The sequence below is a fragment of the Priestia sp. SIMBA_032 genome (genome assembly GCF_046535215.1).
Taxonomy (GTDB): Bacteria; Bacillota; Bacilli; order Bacillales; family Bacillaceae_H; genus Priestia; species Priestia aryabhattai.
Window position 1 is genome coordinate 180,454 of record NZ_JAWRXD010000006.1, and the last position, 17,452, is coordinate 197,905.

The window sequence follows — 17,452 nt, forward strand, 5'->3', positions numbered from 1 at the left end:
TCTTTACTTATTACATGTACAGTTGAAAGGAGTTTCACAATGAGAGAGTCAAGTATTAAACGTACAACAAACGAAACGGATATTGCATTAGCGATTGGAATCGATGGAGAAGGAAAAGCGAACATTGATACAGGCGTTCCTTTTTTAAATCATATGCTCGATTTGTTTACAAAACACGGACAGTTTAACCTCGATGTAAAAGCAGATGGAGACACGGAGATTGATGATCACCATACAACGGAAGATATCGGTATTTGCCTTGGTCAAACGTTCAAAGAAGCGCTCGGTGATAAAAAAGGAATTAAACGCTATGGAAATGCTTTTGTACCAATGGATGACGCGTTGGCTCAAGTCGTAGTAGATTTAAGCAATCGTCCTCATTTTGAATTTAAAGGTGACATTCCCGCGTCGCGCGTCGGTACATTTGATACAGAGCTTGTGTATGAATTTTTATGGAAATTTGCATTGGAATCTCGCATGAATGTACATGTAATCGTACACTACGGTAAAAATACACACCACATTATTGAAGCGGTATTTAAGGCATTAGCACGTGCTTTAGACGAGGCGGCAACCATTGATCCGCGTGTTAAAGGTGTGCCTTCGACGAAAGGGATGTTGTAAATGATTGGGATTATTGACTATGGGATGGGAAACTTGTACAGCGTAAGTAAAGCTCTTGAACGATTAAACTATGACTATATTATCTCCGCAGATCCTGCAGAACTAAGAAAGGCAAAAGGGTTGATTCTTCCTGGAGTTGGAGCATTTAAAGATGCGATGGAACAGCTGAATCAAACAAAGCTGACGGACTTTATTAAAGAAGAAGTAGCAAAAGGAATGCCTTTGCTTGGAATTTGTTTAGGTATGCAGCTTTTATTTGAAGAAAGCGATGAGAACGGCGTAACAAAAGGGCTGGAACTGTTAAAAGGGAGAGTAGAACGCATTCCCGGCATTACTGCCGAAGGACAGACATATAAAGTTCCGCATATGGGCTGGAACTCTTTAGAGTTTCACCAGCAGTCTGCTCTGCTTGATGGAATCAGTGAAGGTCACGTGTACTTTGTTCACTCTTATTACGTAAAAACAAATGACCAAGACGTGCTTTTAGCAACAAGTCCTTATGATGTTGAAGTTCCAGCAGTTGTTGGAAAAGAAAACGTATTTGGCACTCAATTCCACCCTGAAAAAAGCAGTGCAATCGGAATGCACATGCTGCAAAATTATGCAAACTTCGTAGAGAAAAGGAGCCCATCGTATGAGCAAATTTGAAATATATCCAGCCATTGATATGCGCGGAGGAAAATGCGTCCGTTTGCTTCAAGGAGATTACACAAAAGAAACAGTATACGGAGATTCTCCGGTAGATATGGCCACACAATTCGCAAGTGAAGGCGCTCAGTGGATTCACATGGTTGATTTGGACGGGGCAAAAGCGGCTAAGCGCGTGAATGATGAATTTGTGCTAGGCGTGAAAAAGAAATTAGATGTACGTGTGCAAATTGGAGGAGGCATTCGCTCAGAAGCTGACGTTGCTTACTATTTAGAAAGCGGAATTGACCGCGTTATTTTAGGAAGTGCAGCTATTTCTAATCCTGAATTTGTGAAAAAAATGCTGAAGGAATATGGTGCGCGTATTGCTATTGGTATTGATGCACGTGATGGCTATGTTGCGACAGAAGGCTGGGTGGAAACATCTACAATCAAAGCAACAGAACTAGGAAAAGAATTGGCTAATGCTGGCGCGGAAACATTTATTTTCACGGATATCTCTACGGATGGTATGCTGTCCGGTCCTAATGTGGAAGGAATTGTTGAAATGGCTAAGGCTACTGGAAAAGGTGTGATTGCATCAGGGGGAGTTAGTAAACTTGCTGATCTAGATGCACTAAAGAAATATGAAGCTGACGGCGTTATTGGTGCGATTGTAGGGAAAGCACTTTATACAAATAAGTTTACAGTAGCTGAAGCACTTCAAGAGGTGAAAGCGTAATGATTACAAAACGAATCATTCCTTGTTTAGATGTAAAGGACGGCCGTGTGGTAAAAGGAGTTCAGTTTGTGGAACTTCGAGATGCAGGAGATCCTGTAGAGTTGGCGAAATTTTACGATGAGGAAGGCGCAGACGAATTAGTCTTTTTAGATATTTCTGCTTCTCATGAAGGACGCAAAACGATGGTACATGTTGTAGAAGAAGTAGCATCTCAGCTAGCGATTCCTTTTACGGTGGGCGGAGGAATTAATGCATTAGAAGATATGAAGAGAATGCTTCGTGCTGGTGCAGACAAAGTGTCATTAAATACAGCGGCCGTACTCAATCCAGCACTGATTACAGAAGGTTCCGACTTTTTTGGAGCTCAGTGTATTGTGGTAGCAATCGATGCTAAGTACGATGAAAGCTTACAATCATGGCGAGTCTATACACACGGAGGCCGCAACGCGACGGACTGGGAAGTAATCGACTGGGCAAGAGAAGCAGTGAAGCGCGGTGCCGGTGAGATCTTGTTAACGAGTATGGATAAAGACGGTGAAAAGTCAGGGTTTGATTTAGCGTTAACCAAAGCAGTCAGTCAAGCGGTGAGCGTTCCTGTTATTGCTTCTGGCGGCGCGGGAAATGGTCAAGATTTTGTCGATGCGTTTGAAAAAGGAGAAGCTGACGCGGCTTTGGCGGCTTCGATCTTTCACTATAAAGAAACATCTGTAAAAGAAATTAAAAGCTATGCAAAACAACAAGGAGTGAGCATTCGATGACGATTGAAAACATTAAATTCAACAGTGATGGACTTGTGCCAGCTATTGTACAAGATGCTGTGAGCAAAGAAGTTTTAACATTGGCTTATATGAACGAAGAATCACTTCAAAAATCAATTAATACACGTGAAACATGGTTTTACAGCCGTTCTCGACAAGAATTGTGGCACAAGGGCGCAACCTCTGGGAACACACAAAAAATTGTGAGCATGGCATATGACTGTGATGCTGATTCTCTTGTTGTAAAAGTGGAGCCTCAAGGTCCTGCTTGTCATACGGGGACTTACAGCTGTTTTAATGAAACAATTCTTGGCGAAAATAAACAAAACGATAATCGGTTTGCTATTATTAATGAGCTAGAAGAAGTAATCGCTAAGCGTGAAGCTGAAATGCCAGAAGGAGCTTATACGACGTACTTATTCGATAAAGGCGTAGATAAAATCCTCAAAAAAGTAGGAGAAGAAGCTGGTGAAGTAATTATTGCAGCAAAAAATCGTGACCATGATGAGCTGAAGTGGGAAGTTGCAGATTTACTTTACCACGTACTTGTTTTACTTCGTGAGCAAAAGTTGCCTTTAGACGATGTCTTATCAGTATTAAAGGAACGTCACTCTAGCTAATAGCTATATAGTGAAAGGAGAGAAGGAGTTGTCTCATTTTAGATAAAAGAGGCAAAACCTTCTCTTATTTGCGTCAAGAAACGACTGCTTGCAGGCTCCTTTTTTGAATAGAGGTATTAAACTTCTTGGCAAATGTGATATACTACGAACGTCGAAATTATCAACTTATTTGGAGGGCTTAATGGAAAAACACTCAAAAGTAATTCAAAAAATGGCACAAGTAATTCCATTTTCGCAAACGGGTGACTTCTATTTCGAAAAAGCGCTGCAGGCGTTTGAAGAAGAGGAGTCAGATAAAGCGCTCAAGTATTTAACGCGTGCAAACAAAGAAAATGCCCGTAATCCACAGCTTCTTACAGAAGTTGGAGTAGCTTTAACGGAGCGGGGGGATTATCAAGATGCCAACGAGCTTTTTCTCCATGTGATTCATCATATGGACGATACATTAGGAAGCTGTTACTACTACATAGCTAACAGCTATGCGCATCTTGGACTGTTTGAAGAATCAAAAAAATACGCGATGTATTACATTGAGCATTTTCCAAATGGTGACCTCTTTCGATCGGCTACAGATCTGTTAGATTTACTATCAATTGATGTGGATGAAGAAGATGAAGAGCCTAAAAATCAGCTAGGCGACATGCTGATTATAAAACAAGAACAAGCAAAAAGACTGCTTGAAGCAACGAATTTTGAAGAAGCAGTGGATTTGTTAACTGAAATAATTGATGAGTATCCAGAATTCTGGTCTGCATATAATAATTTAGCGTTAGCTTATTTTTATTTAAATAAAATTGATGAGGCAATGGATTTGCTGAATGAAGTATTGGAGAAAAACCCTGGAAATCTTCATGCGTTATGTAATCAGCTGATTTTCTATTATTATTGCCATAAGCATAAAGAAGTTGAAGAGCTTACAGACGGGCTTAGCCGCGTTTATCCGATGTCATTTGAACACCGCTATAAGCTTGGAGCGACATTTGCGTTGATTGGTCAATACAAACTATCATACAGATGGTTAAAAAAGCTTTATACGCAAGGTTTTCAAGGAGACAACTCATTTCATTATTGGCTTTCATACGCCTCTTACTATACTGGACATGAAGCCTTCGCTAAAGAAATGTGGAAGCTGGCATTGGAAGAAGTTCCTGATAAAGAAGGAGAGGAGCCTTGGCGCATCAGTCAAAAAGCTGCGAAGGTTTTTCAATCGAAAGTGGATGTTACAGCGAAAAAGAAGTGTGCAACAAAAAATGTTCACGATCAGCTTTACAGCTTGTATATGGCAAAAAAGCTTCCTGAACAGCAGCGTCTGCTTCTTTTAGAAGAAATCAAGTCGTCCATACATATGAGTACACTTTTGGATGAAGTATATACGTATGTATGGCAGGATAAACAACATGTGATTTTTGAGGTGGCAGATGTTATTGAACTGGAGATGGAGTCGCAGACTGAAAGTGATGCCCAGGATCTTTTAAGCTTTTGGTTTTATGTATATGTACAGGTATATAAACAATCCTATGATTTTCAGCATGTGAACGTAAATGCATGGGCTGCAGCCGTCACATATATATGGGCGAAAGAAAAAAGCCAGGCTATTACTCAAGCCGATGCGGCAAAACAATATTCCATTTCCGCTGCAACAGTTAGAAAGTACAGTAAAATTGTGAATACGTTATTAAATTGAGCAAAAAAATAGACGATAATAGGAAGAACATATTAGGATAGTGGTAACGAAATAATTATCCATAAATTTGGAATCAACTACGAAGGAATTTCCTAAAAGGAGTGTAAAGCAATGACAGAAGAAAAAATTTATGATGTCATTATTATTGGAGCAGGTCCAGCAGGTATGACTGCTGCTGTATATACATCTCGTGCAGATTTATCAACACTAATGATTGAACGCGGAATTCCAGGCGGTCAAATGGCTAATACGGAAGATGTAGAAAACTATCCAGGTTATGATCATATCCTTGGTCCTGACCTTTCTAACAAAATGTTTGAGCATGCAAAAAAATTCGGTGCGGAATATGCGTACGGTGATATTAAAGAAATCATCGACGGAGAAGAATACAAGACAGTTCGTGCAGGCAGCAAAGAATATAAAACACGTTCAGTGATCGTTGCTACTGGTGCTGAATATAAAAAATTAGGCGCGCCAGGAGAAAAAGAACTAGGCGGCCGCGGCGTATCTTATTGTGCTGTATGTGACGGCGCATTCTTTAAAGGTAAAGAGCTAGTCGTTGTAGGCGGTGGAGACTCTGCGGTTGAAGAAGGCGTATATTTAACACGCTTCGCAACAAAAGTAACAATTATTCACCGACGCGATGAGCTTCGCGCGCAGAAAATCCTACAGCAGCGTGCATTTGACCACGAAAAAGTTGATTTTATTTGGAATACAACGGTCAAAGAAGTAAATGAAAAAGACGGTAAAGTAGGCAGCGTAACGTTAGTAGACACAAAAACAGGTGAAGAGCGCGAGTTCGGTGCGGACGGCGTATTCATTTATGTTGGAATGGTTCCACTAACAAAACCATTTGAAAGCCTAAACATCACGAATAAAGAAGGATATATTGAAACGAACGAGCAAATGGAAACAAAAGTACCAGGTGTGTTCGCAGCTGGAGACGTTCGTGAAAAGGCTCTTCGTCAAATTGTAACAGCTACAGGTGATGGCAGCATTGCTGCTCAAGCGGCTCAGCACTATGTAGAAGAGTTAAAAGAAAAGTTAAAAGCTATTCAGCAATAAGGCTGAAATCAATCTTTTACAAAACGTAATTCCGTTTTAACTGTTCTGTAACACCTGTGAAACATTGATGGGGTACTATATAGATAGTAATTGACCCCCTTTTATAAAATATATGTATGTCGGGCATAGGACGTGTTCCTATGCCTCTTTTTTGTGACTATAACAGATTGAATTTACGTATATAACAGCAATGTTTTATTTTCAGAAAATTTAGTAATAGTTAGTTCATCTCCGTTGTGAGAGAAGTTTGTTTCGTAGTATAATAAAAGAAAATGTCAGTATACATATGATGAGGTGGAAAACATGCAAAGGGTCACAAATTGTGTATTAATGAAAGACGATAAAGTATTGTTGCTTCAAAAGCCACGAAGAAACTGGTGGGTGGCCCCTGGTGGGAAAATGGAGCAAGGAGAATCTGTAAAAGACTCTGTTGTAAGAGAATTTCGTGAAGAAACAGGAATTTATTTAAAAAATCCCACTGTAAAAGGTATCTTTACTTTTACGATGAAAGAAAACGATCAAATTTCATCTGAGTGGATGATGTTTACTTTTTTTGCTACAGATTTTGATGGGACAAATGTGCTAGAATCAGAAGAAGGCAAACTCGGATGGCATAATTTGAGTGAAGTAAGTGAATTGCCGATGGCACCGGGAGATCATCACATTATCGATTATGTAGCAAAAGGGTCGGGTGTTATTTATGGCAACTTTACGTATACAACGGATTTCGAGTTATTATCTTATCGAATTGATCCTTGTTAATGATGAATAGACATGTATGCATAGATTGAGGGGGATGGAAAATGAGTACTGGGTCTGTAAGCGATATTCAATTAGTGATTATTACTGGAATGTCAGGTGCAGGAAAAACAGTAGCAATTCAGAGTTTTGAAGATTTAGGGTTCTTTTGTGTAGATAATTTACCCCCTACATTGCTACCGAAATTTTTAGAACTCATGAAAGAGTCAGGGAATAAAATGAATAAAGTTGCTCTTGTTATGGATTTGCGAGGCAGAGAGTTTTTTGAAAGCCTATTTGAAGCATTGGATAACATGAGTGAAACAACGTGGGTCACGCCACAAATTTTATTTTTAGATGCAAAAGATTCTGTACTGGTGACGCGCTACAAAGAAACGAGACGTTCGCATCCGCTAGCTCCTTCGGGTTTACCGTTAGAAGGAATTGGTATGGAACGGGAGCTGCTTGAGGAGTTAAAAGGAAGAGCTCAGCTTATTTATGAGACATCAGAGTTAAAGCCAAGAGAGCTTAGAGAAAAGATTTTAACTCAGTTTTCTTCTCACGCTTCACAAGTTTTTACTGTTAATGTGATGTCATTTGGTTTTAAATACGGGGTGCCTATTGACGCTGATTTAGTCTTTGATGTGCGCTTTTTGCCAAACCCTCACTACATTGACCATATGCGTCCCAAAACAGGGCTTGAAGAAGAGGTTTCTTCTTACGTATTAAAATGGACGGAAACTCAAAAGTTCATTGAAAAAGTAGTAGACCTACTGTCGTTTATGCTTCCACAGTACAAGCGAGAAGGTAAAAGCCAGCTGGTCATCGCTATAGGGTGTACAGGCGGACAGCATCGCTCCGTCACATTAGCTGAATATTTAGGTCACCATTTCCAGAATGAATACAAAACTCATATTTCTCATCGTGACATTGAGAGGAGAAAGGAAAATCATAGATGAGCAGTGAACAGCTTCCAAAAGTTGTCGTCATTGGGGGAGGAACGGGTTTACCAGTGCTGTTAAGAGGGTTGAAGGAATACCCTCTTGATCTTACAGCCATCGTAACCGTAGCAGACGACGGGGGAAGTTCTGGCCGATTGCGCGATGAACTTGAAATCCCTGCTCCTGGTGATATTCGAAATGTGCTAGTTGCTTTATCTGATGTAGAGCCACTAGTTGAAGAGCTTTTTCAGCATCGATTTGATACAGGAAATGAGCTTACAGGCCATTCTCTTGGCAATTTGTTGCTTGCAGCTATGACGTCTATTACTGGCGATTTTGTGCATGCTATACGAGAAATGAGCAAAGTACTAAACGTCAGAGGGAAAGTGCTTCCGGCAGCTAATCAAAGTGTTGTGCTGCATGCGGAGATGCAAGATGGATCCATCGTAACAGGTGAATCTAAAATTCCAGAAGTTAATAAAAAAATTAATAAAGTATTTTTATCGCCTGCCGATGTGAAACCGCTTGTCGAGACAATAAAAGCTATTCGACGCGCTGATTTAATTGTATTGGGGCCCGGAAGTCTTTATACAAGTATTTTGCCGAATTTACTGGTGCACGATATTTGTAATGAGCTTTGTTCGACAAAAGCAAAGAAAGTGTACGTATGTAACGTGATGACGCAGCCGGGTGAGACATTGGGTTTTAAGGCAAGTGATCATATTAAAGCGCTTTACAACCATATGCCGTGTGCGTTTTTAGATGCGATTATCGTCAATAATGCACCTATTCCAGCACCTTTAAAAAAGAAATATCAAGTAGAGCAGGCTCAGCCTGTGGAATATGACCGTGAAGTATTGCTAAAATTAGGTTTAGAAGTGATTGAAGATCAAATTATTCAGTATGACGGCAGCGTAATTAGGCATGATACAAAAAAAGTAGCAAAGCTTGTGTATTCTATGCTGACATCGCTGCAAGGTAAAGCGAATACGGGTGTTTAACACTATTTCCGTATGTAGATTGGAGGTGAAGTTATGTCATTTGCATCAGAAACAAAAAAAGAGTTAACGAATTTAGAAGTCAAAGATTGCTGTGCAAAAGCAGAGCTCTCTGCATTAATTCGAATGAATGGTTCACTTTCTTTTTCGAATAAAAAATTCACAGTTGATGTTCAAACTGAAAACGCAGCGATTGCTCGACGCATTTATGTCTTGCTCAAGAAAAATTATGATGTGTCAGTAGAACTGCTTGTGCGTAAGAAAATGCGGCTGAAGAAAAACAATGTGTATATTGTTCGATTAGTAGAGAAAACGAGAATGCTTTTGGAAGACTTGAAAATTGTAGAAGAAGGATTCACTTTTACACATCGTATTTCACCAGAGCTAGTACAAAAGAAATGCTGTAAGCGATCCTACTTAAGAGGCGCATTTTTAGCCGGCGGCTCTATTAATAACCCGGAGACATCATCGTACCATCTTGAAATCTTTTCATTGTATGAAGAGCACAACGAAGCTTTATGCAATTTAATGAACGAATTTCAACTGAATAGTAAAACATTAGAACGGAAAAAAGGCTATATTAACTATTTGAAAGAAGCTGAGAAAATTACGGAGTTTCTAAATATTATTGGAGCCCATAACGCTCTTTTACGGTTTGAGGATGTAAGAATCGTCCGAGATATGCGAAATTCCGTTAATCGCTTAGTTAATTGTGAAACAGCTAACTTAAATAAAACGATCGGAGCGGCCATTCGTCAAGTGGAAAACATTCGTTATATTGATGAAACAGCCGGATTAGATATCTTACCAGAAAAGCTAAGAGAAATTGCTCGTTTGCGTGTGGAATATCAAGACGTTACGTTAAAAGAGCTTGGCGAGATGGTATCTGGAGGTCAAATTAGCAAATCGGGCATTAACCATCGGCTGCGTAAAATTGACCAAATAGCAGACAAGCTTCGCGCCGGTCAGCCAGTCACATAAGGGGAATTGCAAGGGGGAGGATTTTATCATGGAAAAACAAGTAGAAGTGAAATTAAAAACGGGATTACAAGCTCGTGTTGCGGCACTATTCGTGCAAGAAGCAACTCGTTTTACATCTGATGTGTACTTGAAGAAAGATGAGAAAGTAGTCAACGCTAAAAGTATCATGGGGTTAATGAGCTTAGCGATTAATAATGGTTCTCTTATTACGCTCATTGTTGAAGGGGTAGATGAAAAAGAAGCAATGGATGCGTTAGTCGCTTACGTAGAGAACGATGCATAAAAAAGCCTTTCCCAAAGTGGGAAAGGCTTTTTTCTTATTTAGGGTCGTTTTCTAATACTTTGTCAATTAGACCGTATTCTAAAGCGCGTTCAGCAGTCATGAAATTATCACGATCTGTATCACGTTGTAGCACCTCTAACGGTTGACCTGTACGCTCAGCTAAAATTGAATTTAGTTTTTCACGTAAGAATAGAATACGTTTTGCCGCAATTTCGATTTCAGTAGCTTGTCCTTGAGCACCACCAAGAGGTTGATGAATCATTACTTCGCTGTTTGGAAGAGCAAAACGTTTGCCCTTTTCACCAGCAGCCAGTAAGAAAGCACCCATTGATGCAGCCATACCGATACAAATTGTAGAAACTTTTGGCTTAATGAATTGCATCGTATCATAGATAGCCATTCCAGCTGTAATAGAGCCACCTGGGCTGTTGATATAAAGTGAGATATCTTTTTCTGGGTCTTCAGCAGCTAAGAATAGAAGCTGAGAAACGATTGAGTTAGCTACGTTATCGTCAATAGCACTACCTAAAATAATAATGCGGTCTTTTAATAAACGTGAATAAATGTCATAAGCACGTTCACCACGGTTTGTTTGTTCAATAACTGTAGGAATTAAGTTCATATTAAATTCCTCCTTAACAAGAATAATTTGTTATGTACCTATAATACACGTATGGTCAATAAAGGTCAAACAAAAGAACCTCTACTACACATATTCGCTTAAAAGGCTATGTATTCCTCTTTGACATTATTAAAATTTTTCCCCCTTCTAAAAAAAATAAACGTAGTATCCTATTGAAAAGAGAAGTTTTCTCTCCTATAATGGAAGTTGTGACAAATATGCCCTCGTAGTGTAGTGGATAGCACAAGAGATTCCGGTTCTCTTAGGGTGGGTTCGAATCCTGTCGAGGGCGTCTTAAAACGTTGCGGATTACGCAACGTTTTTTATTTTGAGTAAAAAGGCTCACCTTCTCAAAAAATAATATTTATTTTCCTCCTATAACCCTTTATACGCGTAAGGAAGCAAGAAATTAATTCCATTGTACCGGTTGCGGAATTTGTCAGAATACTATAAAACAGTATATAAGGAAAAGAAACACGGAGGAGGAATAAATATGAAATATATGAACAAACTTTTCATTGTCAGTGCATCGGTAGCACTATTGCTGTCTGCATGCGGGACGAACGAAGATTCTGCTCAGCCGAAGTCTAATGATCAAGCAGAAAATGTTCAGCAGGATACAGCTTCTAAATCTGATCAAACATCAGGTGCTGCAAAAGAAGAGTCGAAAAAAGATGGGGATTCTTCTGAGGTCTCAGCCAAACCTTCAGGAAGTCAATCATCAACTAGCGAAACAGCGAAAGATGGACAGTCAACGTCTTCTTCAGAAACAAAGCTAACAAAAAGTCCAGAACAAGATTATTCTATTCAAGTAATGGACGGTTATAAACTAACGGGTGAAGAACCAGGAAAAGATGCGTTAGTATTAACTTCAGATGATTCTCAATTTATGCGTATTGAAATGCTTTCATCAGAAGCATCGCTGGACGACGCTGCTCAATCTGTTAAACAAACGGCAACAGCAGTTAATAAAAATGCAGCAGAGAAAAAGAATCTTGAAGAAAATGGAATCTTCAAAGATTCTGTCTGGTATGAAGCCACGTCTGGCGATCATACGGTAAACGCCGTGTTAGTTAAAGGAAAGAAACCAATGAAGCTAACCATCTTTACGAAAAATGACGAAGAAAACTTAGACAAGTTTATGCAAATGGCACAAACTATTGAATAAGCAATTCTTCTATATAGTATACACATGCAGAAAATTCGACATGACGGAGAAAACGTCATGTCGGATTATTACTCGGATCATGTGGTTGGTGCGAATTATAATGAAAAGTTATAAAGGTGTATAGCTCTATTACTTTTTTGATGGCTAGTAATTAAAAATAGGATGAACCGCTTCGTTAACAAAGGTTGACGGAGATTTTTTGATGAAAAAATTACATATAAAAAATAGTTACATGCTCTTTGAAAGCGTTTTTATAGTAAAATAGATGAAGGGGAGGGGAGAAATAATGGAGATTGGATTATTTCAGCAGCAGTCGTTAAAGCTGACGATGTCAAAAGAATTATCGCAAGCTATTTCTCTTTTACAATATTCATCGATGGATATTGTAGCGTTTTTACATGAGCAGGCGCTTCAAAATCCGCTTATAGATTTTTCAGAGCTGCCCGTCTATACATCTCACAATCAAAAAAATCATGCAACTTCTGATTCAACAGATTATATGAGCAGTATACCAGCTCCTAAAGAAACGCTGTACGAACATTTAATGAATCAATCCGCATTATTAAAATTAGATGAATGTGAGCAGGCAGCCGTTGAGTTTGTTATTCATAGTCTGGATGATGCTGGCTATTTGCACGATGAGTTAATTATACTTGCTAACCAGCTTGGCCAAGGTCAAGAGCAGGTTGAAAAGGCTCTTCAACTTGTGCAGCAGATGGATCCGGCAGGAGTAGGGGCGAGAAGTTTACAAGAGTGCTTAATGCTTCAATTAAAAAGAAGTAATCAATGGACAGAAAAAATAGAGCAAATTTTGACACATCACTTTGAGGAATTTGCGTATAAAAAATGGATGAAAATCTCAAAATTATGTCAAATCTCACTTGAAGCTCTTCAACAATTACATGAACAGATTAAAAAATTAAATCCTCGTCCTGGATCATTTTATATGAAGTCCAATGAACGATTCATTGTACCGGATTTTATTGTAAAAATTGAAGATGGAAATGTCGTTGCTTATGCAAATGAGGATTTGGAACCTCGTCTTTCAGTGAATGAACAATACAAACTTCAGCTGAAAAATAGGCAGAACCAAGAAATGTTTTCTTATTTGCAAGAGAAATATCGTGAATTTCAATGGATTATGAAAAGTTTACACACACGCAAAGACACATTAAACGCATTAATGAATACCTTACTCGTTGAACAAGAAGCATTTTTTAAAAAGGGTCCTTCGTATTTGAAGCCGTTAACAATGAAGGAAGTAGCAGAACAAACGTCTGTGCATGAATCAACGATTAGCCGTGCTACTCGGCACAAATATATTCAAACGCCTTTTGGCACCTTTTCAATGAAATCTTTTTTCTCAACTAGTATTCAACTGGGCAACAACGAAGCGACTTCTACAACTCACGTAAAGGAACTGCTTAAAAAGCTAGTATCAGAAGAAAACAAACAGCGTCCGCTTTCAGATCAGCAGTTGGCTAACGTCTTGCAAAGCAATTATAACGTTACTATTTCAAGAAGAACGGTAGCCAAATATCGAGACCAATTAAATGTTCTGCCATCCAGTCAACGAAAACTTTTTGTCACGCAGTAAAGGAGTGAGAATGTGGAAGTCATACTGTATACAAAAAACGGCTGTCACTTATGCGATGATGCAAAGAAGCTGCTTGCAGAGATGCAGTCTGAGTTTCCCTTTCAGCTTATTGAACGGGATATTTACAAAAACGATGAGTGGTTGGAAAAGTATCACCTTGCGATTCCTGTAGTAGAAATGGACGGAGAAGAAGTGGAATATGGAAAAATAACGGGTATTCCGTTAAGAAAACGCTTACTTTTAAAAATAGGCAACACATGAGTTGAATAAAGGATTCACTCCTGTTAGAATAGATTTTGTAGCAGGGTGAATTTTTTTTACGCAAGGTGGGACATAATATGTCTATACGGGACAAAATATGTCCAGCGAGTTTATGCCTTAAGGGGATTTTAACATGCGTTCTTTAATAGAAGTACAACGAAAATTATTACCTGAACTTCTCTCAGTTATGCAAAAGCGCTATCAAATCTTGCAATACATACGTTTAATGCAGCCGATTGGTCGCAGAAACTTAGCTGTAAGCCTTGGGCTCACAGAGCGTGTGTTACGAAGCGAAGTAACATTCTTAAAAGAACAAGATTTGATTGACATTTACCCTAGTGGGATGACGCTTACAAACGAGGGAGAACTACTTCTAGCTGAATTAGAAGAAGTAATGAAGGAAGTTTCAGGACTTCGATTATTGGAAACAACATTAAAAGAGGCGTTTTCTTTATCAGAAGTTGTTGTTGTATCTGGAGATAGTGATCAGTCTCCTTGGGTCAAAAATGAAATGGGTCGAGCATCTGTTTCGTGTATCAAGGAGCGCCTTGTTGGTGAAAAAAATACCGTTGCTGTTACAGGTGGTACAACGCTTGCCGCCGTTGCCGAAATGATGACACCTGATTCAAAACACCCTGATGTACTTTTTGTACCTGCTCGCGGAGGGCTAGGTGAAAATGTACAAAACCAAGCAAATACGATTTGTGCTAAGATGGCTGAAAAGTCCATGAGTCACTATCGCTTGCTTCATGTTCCAGATCAGCTTAGTGATGAAGCATACCGATCCATTATCGGTGAGCCATCTATTAAAGACATGCTTCATTTAATCAAGTCCGCTGGTATGGTTGTTCACGGAATAGGAGACGCTATGACAATGGCAGAACGCCGTAAAACACCACAAGCTGACTTAGAAAAAGTGAAAAATGGACATGCTGTAGGTGAGGCATTTGGATACTATTTTAATCATCAAGGCGAAGTTGTTCATAAAGTTAAAACAGTTGGCATACAACTCGATGATTTAAAGAACAATAAATGTGTTATTGCTGTTGCAGGAGGTTCATCCAAAGCAAAGGCAATTAAAGCGTTTATGCAACAAGCGCATGATTCGATTCTCATTACAGATGAAGGCGCCGCAAAAGAGTTAGTAAGGGATTTTAATTAATCCCTCATATAAAAAAATACTTTTTACATTCAAGGAGGAAATACCCATGGCAGTAAAAATTGGTATTAACGGATTTGGTCGTATCGGCCGTAATGTATTCCGCGCAGCTTTAAAAAATGATAACGTTGAAGTAGTAGCAATTAACGACTTAACAGATGCTAACATGCTTGCTCACCTTCTAAAATATGATTCTGTACACGGAAAATTAGATGCAGAAGTAGTAGTAGATGGTAGCAACTTAGTAGTAAACGGTAAAACAATCGAAATCTCTGCTGAACGTGACCCAGCTCAATTATCTTGGGGCAAACAAGGCGTAGAAATCGTTGTTGAATCTACTGGATTCTTCACAAAACGCGCTGACGCTGCAAAACACTTAGAAGCAGGAGCTAAAAAAGTAATTATCTCTGCTCCAGCATCTGATGAAGACATCACAATCGTAATGGGTGTTAACGAAGACAAATACGATGCAGCTAACCACAACGTAATTTCAAATGCTTCTTGTACGACTAACTGCTTAGCGCCATTTGCTAAAGTGTTAAACGACAAGTTCGGTCTTAAACGTGGAATGATGACAACAGTTCACTCTTACACAAACGACCAACAAATCTTAGACTTACCACACAAAGATTACCGTCGTGCTCGTGCAGCTGCTGAAAACATCATCCCAACTTCAACTGGTGCTGCTAAAGCTGTATCTCTAGTATTACCTGAATTAAAAGGTAAATTAAACGGTGGAGCTATGCGTGTTCCAACTCCAAACGTTTCTTTAGTAGACTTAGTTGCTGAACTTGACAAAGAAGTAACTGTTGAAGATGTAAACAACGCTCTTAAAGAAGCTGCTGAAGGCGATCTTAAAGGCATCCTTGGTTACAGTGAAGAGCCACTAGTATCTGGTGACTACAACGGTAACATCAACTCTTCTACAATCGATGCATTATCTACAATGGTAATGGAAGGTAACATGGTTAAAGTTATCTCTTGGTACGATAACGAGAGCGGATATTCTAACCGTGTAGTAGACCTTGCTCAATACATCGCTGCTAAAGGACTATAAGAATAACTTAAAATTCGCTTCTATTTTATTCAATAAGACAGAAATCGACTAGACTTTCCTTTTTTATTGGATATCTGAAAATAGAACGACTATAATAAGACTTGCTAAGGAAGAGAGGGGCATACCCCCTCTTCCTTGATTTATGTATTGGCTTCTACATGAAAAAGCGTCATAAACAGTTAACTGGAGTTTCACTTTATATAGAAAGGCGCCAATATATAAAATGAAATGTCCGTTGGTTTGTGGATTGATGATTACATAGAAGCCTACTTGCTTAGTACCATAAATACTTAAGGAGGCCTTTTAACGATGAACAAAAAAACGTTGAAAGACATCGATGTAAAAGGAAAGCGAGTATTTTGTCGCGTAGACTTTAACGTACCAATGAAAGACGGAAAAGTAACAGACGAAACTCGTATTCGTGCAGCTGTTCCTACTATTCAATATTTAGTAGAACAAGGTGCAAAAGTAATTTTAGCTAGCCATCTTGGACGTCCAAAGGGCGAAGTTGTTGAAGAATTACGTCTAAATGCTGTTGCAGAACGTTTACAAGCTCTTCTTGGTAAAGACGTTGCAAAAGCTGACGAAGCTTTTGGTGAAGAAGTAAAGAAAACAATCGACGGCATGAGCGAAGGCGATGTTTTAGTACTTGAAAACGTACGTTTTTACCCAGGCGAAGAGAAAAACGATCCTGAATTAGCAAAAGCGTTTGCTGAATTAGCAGATGTATACGTAAACGATGCATTCGGTGCAGCTCACCGTGCGCATGCTTCAACAGAAGGAATTGCTCAACACATTCCAGCAGTAGCAGGTTTCTTAATGGAAAAAGAGCTTGATGTGCTTTCAAAAGCATTATCGAACCCAGAACGTCCATTTACTGCAATCGTTGGTGGAGCAAAAGTTAAAGACAAGATCGGTGTAATTGACCACTTACTTGATAAAGTAGATAACTTAATCATCGGTGGAGGACTTTCTTACACATTTATTAAGGCACTAGGCCATGAAGTAGGTAAATCACTTCTTGAAGAAGACAAGATTGAACTTGCAAAATCTTTCATGGAAAAAGCTAAGAAAAACGGAGTAAACTTCTACATGCCAGTGGACGTGGTAGTAGCAGATGACTTCTCAAATGATGCTAATATTCAAGTTGTATCAATTGAAGACATTCCAAGCGATTGGGAAGGCTTAGATGCAGGACCGAAAACGCGTGAAATCTATGCTGACGTAATCAAAAACTCTAAGTTAGTTATTTGGAACGGACCAATGGGTGTGTTTGAATTAGACGCATTTGCTAACGGAACAAAAGCAGTAGCAGAAGCTTTAGCAGAAGCAACTGACACATATTCAGTAATTGGCGGAGGAGACTCTGCAGCAGCTGTTGAAAAATTCAACCTAGCTGATAAAATGAGCCATATTTCTACAGGTGGCGGTGCGTCACTAGAGTTTATGGAAGGTAAAGAACTTCCAGGCGTAGTTGCACTAAACGATAAGTAAGTTTATGTTTCAGTAAGACGGAGGACCGACCTG

Annotated in this window: 19 protein-coding genes and 1 tRNA gene; 19 read left to right on the forward strand and 1 reads right to left on the reverse strand. The window is 39.2% G+C overall.

From position 1 onward, the window contains the following. Nucleotides 1-39: 39 nt before the first annotated feature. The 12 genes from hisB to SB717_RS20215 all read left to right on the forward strand — a co-directional run bounded on the left by hisB (nucleotide 40) and on the right by SB717_RS20215 (nucleotide 10,061). Nucleotides 40-624 (forward strand): imidazoleglycerol-phosphate dehydratase HisB, encoded by a 585-nt coding sequence (hisB, locus tag SB717_RS20160; RefSeq protein ID WP_410904554.1) that lies wholly within the window; start codon nucleotides 40-42, stop codon nucleotides 622-624. Then, on the forward strand, nucleotides 625-1,272 hold the full coding sequence (gene hisH / locus SB717_RS20165) for an imidazole glycerol phosphate synthase subunit HisH (RefSeq protein ID WP_029714532.1): 648 nt from the start codon (nucleotides 625-627) through the stop codon (nucleotides 1,270-1,272). It begins immediately after the preceding gene. Next, complete coding sequence (gene hisA / locus SB717_RS20170; protein WP_029714531.1) at nucleotides 1,259-1,993, forward strand: 1-(5-phosphoribosyl)-5-[(5-phosphoribosylamino)methylideneamino]imidazole-4-carboxamide isomerase; 735 nt, start codon at nucleotides 1,259-1,261, stop codon at nucleotides 1,991-1,993. Before hisH ends, hisA begins: the two co-directional genes overlap by 14 nt. Beyond that, a complete protein-coding gene (hisF, locus tag SB717_RS20175; protein WP_025752585.1) occupies nucleotides 1,993-2,751 on the forward strand; it encodes an imidazole glycerol phosphate synthase subunit HisF in 759 nt (252 codons plus the stop codon). Before hisA ends, hisF begins: the two co-directional genes overlap by 1 nt. Beyond that, a complete protein-coding gene (gene hisIE, locus SB717_RS20180; protein ID WP_074681738.1) occupies nucleotides 2,748-3,371 on the forward strand; it encodes a bifunctional phosphoribosyl-AMP cyclohydrolase/phosphoribosyl-ATP diphosphatase HisIE in 624 nt (207 codons plus the stop codon). Before hisF ends, hisIE begins: the two co-directional genes overlap by 4 nt. A gap of 181 nt (nucleotides 3,372-3,552) precedes the next feature. Beyond that, nucleotides 3,553-5,055, forward strand: coding sequence for a tetratricopeptide repeat protein (locus SB717_RS20185; RefSeq protein ID WP_029714529.1), 1,503 nt, complete (start codon nucleotides 3,553-3,555; stop codon nucleotides 5,053-5,055). Between the two features lie 111 nt (nucleotides 5,056-5,166). Beyond that, complete coding sequence (gene trxB, locus SB717_RS20190; protein WP_029714528.1) at nucleotides 5,167-6,120, forward strand: thioredoxin-disulfide reductase; 954 nt, start codon at nucleotides 5,167-5,169, stop codon at nucleotides 6,118-6,120. Nucleotides 6,121-6,423: 303 nt separating this feature from the next. Next, nucleotides 6,424-6,882 (forward strand): 8-oxo-dGTP diphosphatase, encoded by a 459-nt coding sequence (locus SB717_RS20195; protein ID WP_013059712.1) that lies wholly within the window; start codon nucleotides 6,424-6,426, stop codon nucleotides 6,880-6,882. Nucleotides 6,883-6,923: 41 nt separating this feature from the next. Next, nucleotides 6,924-7,817 carry an RNase adapter RapZ gene (gene rapZ, locus SB717_RS20200; protein ID WP_013059711.1) on the forward strand — a complete coding sequence of 298 codons (894 nt, stop codon included), beginning with the start codon at nucleotides 6,924-6,926 and terminating at the stop codon, nucleotides 7,815-7,817. Then, nucleotides 7,814-8,800: a gluconeogenesis factor YvcK family protein gene (locus SB717_RS20205; protein WP_410904555.1), complete on the forward strand. Its 987-nt coding sequence runs from the start codon at nucleotides 7,814-7,816 to the stop codon at nucleotides 8,798-8,800. Before rapZ ends, SB717_RS20205 begins: the two co-directional genes overlap by 4 nt. A 33-nt stretch (nucleotides 8,801-8,833) precedes the next feature. Beyond that, nucleotides 8,834-9,778, forward strand: a complete 945-nt coding sequence (whiA, locus tag SB717_RS20210) for a DNA-binding protein WhiA (RefSeq protein ID WP_013085390.1) — start codon at nucleotides 8,834-8,836, stop codon at nucleotides 9,776-9,778. Nucleotides 9,779-9,806: 28 nt separating this feature from the next. Beyond that, nucleotides 9,807-10,061, forward strand: a complete 255-nt coding sequence (locus SB717_RS20215; protein ID WP_013059708.1) for an HPr family phosphocarrier protein — start codon at nucleotides 9,807-9,809, stop codon at nucleotides 10,059-10,061. Nucleotides 10,062-10,095: 34 nt separating this feature from the next. On the opposite strand, the gene clpP is transcribed toward SB717_RS20215, so the two are convergent. Then, complete coding sequence (gene clpP / locus SB717_RS20220) at nucleotides 10,096-10,683, reverse strand: ATP-dependent Clp endopeptidase proteolytic subunit ClpP (RefSeq protein WP_013059707.1); 588 nt, start codon at nucleotides 10,681-10,683, stop codon at nucleotides 10,096-10,098. Nucleotides 10,684-10,903: 220 nt separating this feature from the next. Here clpP and SB717_RS20225 point away from each other — a divergent pair. The 7 genes from SB717_RS20225 (at nucleotide 10,904) to SB717_RS20255 (ending at nucleotide 17,419) form a co-directional block, all read left to right on the forward strand. Then, nucleotides 10,904-10,975: transfer RNA gene (locus SB717_RS20225), tRNA-Arg, on the forward strand. A gap of 201 nt (nucleotides 10,976-11,176) precedes the next feature. Then, nucleotides 11,177-11,851 (forward strand): hypothetical protein, encoded by a 675-nt coding sequence (locus tag SB717_RS20230; RefSeq protein WP_410904556.1) that lies wholly within the window; start codon nucleotides 11,177-11,179, stop codon nucleotides 11,849-11,851. 286 nt (nucleotides 11,852-12,137) lie between these two features. After that, complete coding sequence (gene rpoN / locus SB717_RS20235) at nucleotides 12,138-13,448, forward strand: RNA polymerase factor sigma-54 (protein WP_074681734.1); 1,311 nt, start codon at nucleotides 12,138-12,140, stop codon at nucleotides 13,446-13,448. Between the two features lie 12 nt (nucleotides 13,449-13,460). Beyond that, nucleotides 13,461-13,709: a glutaredoxin family protein gene (locus SB717_RS20240; protein WP_074681732.1), complete on the forward strand. Its 249-nt coding sequence runs from the start codon at nucleotides 13,461-13,463 to the stop codon at nucleotides 13,707-13,709. Nucleotides 13,710-13,842: 133 nt separating this feature from the next. After that, nucleotides 13,843-14,871, forward strand: coding sequence for a sugar-binding transcriptional regulator (locus SB717_RS20245; RefSeq protein ID WP_014457838.1), 1,029 nt, complete (start codon nucleotides 13,843-13,845; stop codon nucleotides 14,869-14,871). A gap of 46 nt (nucleotides 14,872-14,917) precedes the next feature. Beyond that, a complete protein-coding gene (gene gap / locus SB717_RS20250; protein WP_013059702.1) occupies nucleotides 14,918-15,925 on the forward strand; it encodes a type I glyceraldehyde-3-phosphate dehydrogenase in 1,008 nt (335 codons plus the stop codon). Between the two features lie 309 nt (nucleotides 15,926-16,234). After that, nucleotides 16,235-17,419: a phosphoglycerate kinase gene (locus tag SB717_RS20255; RefSeq protein WP_014457840.1), complete on the forward strand. Its 1,185-nt coding sequence runs from the start codon at nucleotides 16,235-16,237 to the stop codon at nucleotides 17,417-17,419. Nucleotides 17,420-17,452 lie beyond the last annotated feature (33 nt).

What these genes read in the sequence shown, in the direction of transcription:
- hisIE (WP_074681738.1), top strand. Translation starts at nt 2,748, where the DNA reads ATGACGATTGAAAACATTAAATTCAACAGTGATGGACTTGTGCCAGCT.
- SB717_RS20245 (WP_014457838.1), top strand. Translation starts at nt 13,843, where the DNA reads ATGCGTTCTTTAATAGAAGTACAACGAAAATTATTACCTGAACTTCTC.
- SB717_RS20255 (WP_014457840.1), top strand. Translation starts at nt 16,235, where the DNA reads ATGAACAAAAAAACGTTGAAAGACATCGATGTAAAAGGAAAGCGAGTA.
- hisB (WP_410904554.1), top strand. Translation starts at nt 40, where the DNA reads ATGAGAGAGTCAAGTATTAAACGTACAACAAACGAAACGGATATTGCA.
- SB717_RS20195 (WP_013059712.1), top strand. Translation starts at nt 6,424, where the DNA reads ATGCAAAGGGTCACAAATTGTGTATTAATGAAAGACGATAAAGTATTG.
- SB717_RS20205 (WP_410904555.1), top strand. Translation starts at nt 7,814, where the DNA reads ATGAGCAGTGAACAGCTTCCAAAAGTTGTCGTCATTGGGGGAGGAACG.
- hisH (WP_029714532.1), top strand. Translation starts at nt 625, where the DNA reads ATGATTGGGATTATTGACTATGGGATGGGAAACTTGTACAGCGTAAGT.
- SB717_RS20230 (WP_410904556.1), top strand. Translation starts at nt 11,177, where the DNA reads ATGAAATATATGAACAAACTTTTCATTGTCAGTGCATCGGTAGCACTA.
- hisF (WP_025752585.1), top strand. Translation starts at nt 1,993, where the DNA reads ATGATTACAAAACGAATCATTCCTTGTTTAGATGTAAAGGACGGCCGT.
- gap (WP_013059702.1), top strand. Translation starts at nt 14,918, where the DNA reads ATGGCAGTAAAAATTGGTATTAACGGATTTGGTCGTATCGGCCGTAAT.
- rpoN (WP_074681734.1), top strand. Translation starts at nt 12,138, where the DNA reads ATGGAGATTGGATTATTTCAGCAGCAGTCGTTAAAGCTGACGATGTCA.
- hisA (WP_029714531.1), top strand. Translation starts at nt 1,259, where the DNA reads ATGAGCAAATTTGAAATATATCCAGCCATTGATATGCGCGGAGGAAAA.
- whiA (WP_013085390.1), top strand. Translation starts at nt 8,834, where the DNA reads ATGTCATTTGCATCAGAAACAAAAAAAGAGTTAACGAATTTAGAAGTC.
- rapZ (WP_013059711.1), top strand. Translation starts at nt 6,924, where the DNA reads ATGAGTACTGGGTCTGTAAGCGATATTCAATTAGTGATTATTACTGGA.
- clpP (WP_013059707.1), bottom strand. Translation starts at nt 10,683, where the DNA reads ATGAACTTAATTCCTACAGTTATTGAACAAACAAACCGTGGTGAACGT.
- SB717_RS20215 (WP_013059708.1), top strand. Translation starts at nt 9,807, where the DNA reads ATGGAAAAACAAGTAGAAGTGAAATTAAAAACGGGATTACAAGCTCGT.
- SB717_RS20185 (WP_029714529.1), top strand. Translation starts at nt 3,553, where the DNA reads ATGGAAAAACACTCAAAAGTAATTCAAAAAATGGCACAAGTAATTCCA.
- trxB (WP_029714528.1), top strand. Translation starts at nt 5,167, where the DNA reads ATGACAGAAGAAAAAATTTATGATGTCATTATTATTGGAGCAGGTCCA.